Source organism: Bradyrhizobium genomosp. I (2014) (assembly GCF_000261685.1).
Lineage (GTDB): Bacteria > Pseudomonadota > Alphaproteobacteria > Rhizobiales > Xanthobacteraceae > Bradyrhizobium.
This window is the reverse complement of sequence record NZ_AJQE01000296.1, coordinates 1-3,007: the sequence shown is the minus strand read 5'-3', so window position 1 is coordinate 3,007 and position 3,007 is coordinate 1. Positions and strand designations below refer to the sequence as shown.

The 3,007-nt window shown below is 66.4% G+C and carries 2 protein-coding genes; both read left to right on the top strand.

Features of this window, described 5'->3' with window-relative positions:
* Nucleotides 1–101: 101 nt before the first annotated feature.
* Entirely contained in the window at nucleotides 102–2,510 is a 2,409-nt protein-coding gene (pheT, locus tag IC50_RS27670; RefSeq protein ID WP_035712194.1) for a phenylalanine--tRNA ligase subunit beta, read from the top strand.
* A gap of 55 nt (nucleotides 2,511–2,565) precedes the next feature.
* On the top strand, nucleotides 2,566–3,007 hold a 442-nt coding region (locus tag IC50_RS27665; protein ID WP_035712191.1), incomplete at its 3' end, for a sulfite exporter TauE/SafE family protein.

Below are 3,007 nucleotides of genomic sequence, written 5' to 3'. Positions count from 1 at the left end.
TATCGGTCACATGCGATAGCCCTGCCCCACAAGGGGGGAGGGAACGCTGACACCGACCAAGATCAATTCGTTAACACTGACAAAAGCCGAGGCACACAGCCATGAAATTCACCCTCTCCTGGCTGAAGGATCATCTCGACACCGACGAGCCGCTGGACAAGCTCGCCGAGAAGCTCACCATGATCGGGCTCGAGGTCGAGAATATCGAGGACAAGGCCAAGGCGCTCAAGCCGTTCACCATTGCGAAGGTGATCACGGCCGAGCAGCATCCCAACGCGGATCGCCTGCGCGTCTGCATGGTCAACACCGGCGACGGCGGCGCGCCGGTGCAGGTGGTATGCGGGGCGCCGAACGCGCGCGCCGGGCTCGTCAGCGTGTTCTCGCCGCCGGGCACCTACATTCCCGGCAAGGACATCACGCTCGGCGTCGGCACCATCCGGGGCGTCGAAAGCCGCGGCATGCTGTGCTCGGCGGCCGAACTGCAGATCTCCAACGACCATGACGGCATCATGGAATTGCCGGCGGACGCGCCTGTTGGCGCTGCTTACGCCGAATGGGCTGGGCTCGGTGATCCCGTCGTCGAGATCAACCTGACGCCGAACCGGCAGGACTGCACCGGCGTGCACGGCATCGCCCGCGACCTCGCCGCCGCCGACATGGGCAAGTTCAAGGACCCGGCCATCAAGCCGATCAAGGGCGAATTCCCCTGCCCGGTGAAGGTCACGGTCGAGGATTCCACGCTGTGTCCCGGCTTCGCGCTCCGTCTCGTGCGCGGCGTCAAGAACGGGCCGTCGCCGGAATGGCTGCAGAAGCGGCTGACCGCGATCGGGCTGCGCCCGATCAACGCGCTGGTCGACATCACCAACTTCATGACCTTCGACCGCGCGCGTCCGCTACATGTGTTCGACGCCAAGAAGGTCAAGGGCAATCTCGTCGTGCGCCGCGCGCATGAGGGCGAGAGCCTGCTCGCGCTCGACGGCCGCACCTACAAGCTCGATCCCGCCATTTGCGTGATCGCCGACGGGCATGGCGTCGAATCCCTCGCCGGCATCATGGGCGGCGAAGCCTCGGGCTGCGACGAAAGCACGACTGACGTGCTGATCGAATCGGCGCTGTGGAACGAGATCAACATCGCCCAGACCGGCCGCAAGCTCGGCATCAACTCGGATGCGCGTTACCGTTTCGAGCGCGGCGTCGATCCGGCCTTCATGGTGCCCGGCCTCGAGCTCGCGACCAGGCTGGTGATGGAGATGTGCGGCGGCACGCCGTCCGAGACCGTCGTGGCCGGCAAATCCTACGGCGACGACCGCGTGATCGATTTCCCCGTCACGGAAGTGAAGCGCCTCTCCGGCATCGAGGTGCCGCAAGCAGAGATGAAGCGCATCCTGACCCATCTCGGCTTCATGATGGCGGGCCCCGGCCCGGTCGTGAAGGTCGCGGTGCCGTCCTGGCGCACCGACGTGCACGGCAAAGCCGACATCGTCGAGGAGATCGTGCGGATCTTCGGCGTCGACAAGGTGCCGATGACGCCGTTCGAGCGCGGCGAGGACGCGCGCAAGTCCGTGTTGACTTCGCTGCAGCTGCGCACCCGCCGCGCGCGACGCGCGCTCGCGAGCCGCGGCATGGTCGAAGCTGTGACGTGGTCTTTCATCGCAAAACCCGCGGCAGAATTGTTCGGCGGCGGCCAGCGCGAGCTCGAAGTGGCCAACCCGATTGCGTCTGATTTGTCGGACATGCGCCCGACCCTGCTTGCGGGCCTCGTCGCCGCCGCGCAGGCCAATGCCGATCGCGGCTTTGGCGATGTCGCGCTGTTCGAGGTCGGCCAGATCTTCAAGGGCGATCGCCCGCAGGACCAGTTCATGGCGGCAAGCGGCGTGCGCCGCGGTTTTGCGTCCTCGGAAGGTCTCGGGCGGCACTGGACCGGCTCGGCGCAGGCGGACGTGTTCGACGCGAAAGCCGACGCCCTGGCGGTGCTGGCTGCGGCCGGTGCTCCGATGCAGGCGCTCCAGATCGTCGCCGGCGGCCCCGGCTGGCTGCATCCGGGCCGGTCCGGCACGATCCAGATCGGTCCACAGAATGTGCTCGGCTGTTTCGGCGAGATGCATCCCCGCGCGCTCAAGGCGCTCGGCGTCGACGGTCCGTTGATGGTGTTCGAGGTGATTCTCGACCGCATCCCTGAGGCGAAGAGGAAGCCGACCCGTGCCAAGCCCCTGATCGAGCTCTCCGCCTTCCAGCCGGTTACGCGCGACTTCGCCTTCATCGTTGACCGCGCCGTGAAGGCCGGCGACATCGTCCGCGCCGCGCAAGGCGTCGACAAGAAGCTGATCACCGGCGTGAACGTTTTCGACGTCTACGAGGGCAAGGGCATCGATGACGGCAGGAAATCGATCGCGATCGCGGTGACGATCCAGCCGCGTGAGAAGACGCTGACCGACCAGGAGATCGAGGCTGTCGGCGCCAAGATCGTGGCCGAGGTCACGAAGAAGACCGGCGGCACCCTGAGAGCATGATGGCGAAAAGTGCGGAGCGGTTTTCAGACGACACCATGCTCCAGAAGCACGGAGCATGAGCCTCGCCGACTTTCTCCCGAAGGACGTCAGCCTCGCCATTGCGATGGCGCTGTGCGCCGTCGCCTTCGTTTCGGGCACCGCGCGCGGCTTCTCCGGCTTCGGCTCGGCGCTGATCTTCATGCCGCTGGCAAGCAGCATCGCGGCGCCGCGGCTCGTTGCGGCCTTGCTGCTCGTCATCGATTTCGTCGCGGCCACACCGCTGCTGCCCGACGCATGGCGGAAGGCCGACCGCAGGGCAACCGCGGTGATCGTGCTCGGCGCGCTGATCGGCGTGCCCGTCGGCACCTATTTCCTGAGCGTGCTCGAACCCGTCACCACGCGCTGGATCATCTCCTGCTTGGTCGCCGCGCTCCTGCTTCTGCTGCTGTCGGGCTGGCGCTACCGCGGCAAGGACCACACCTGGCTCTCGGTCGGTATCGGAGGCCTCTCTGGCTTCT

What these genes read in the sequence shown, in the direction of transcription:
- pheT (WP_035712194.1), top strand. Translation starts at nt 102, where the DNA reads ATGAAATTCACCCTCTCCTGGCTGAAGGATCATCTCGACACCGACGAG.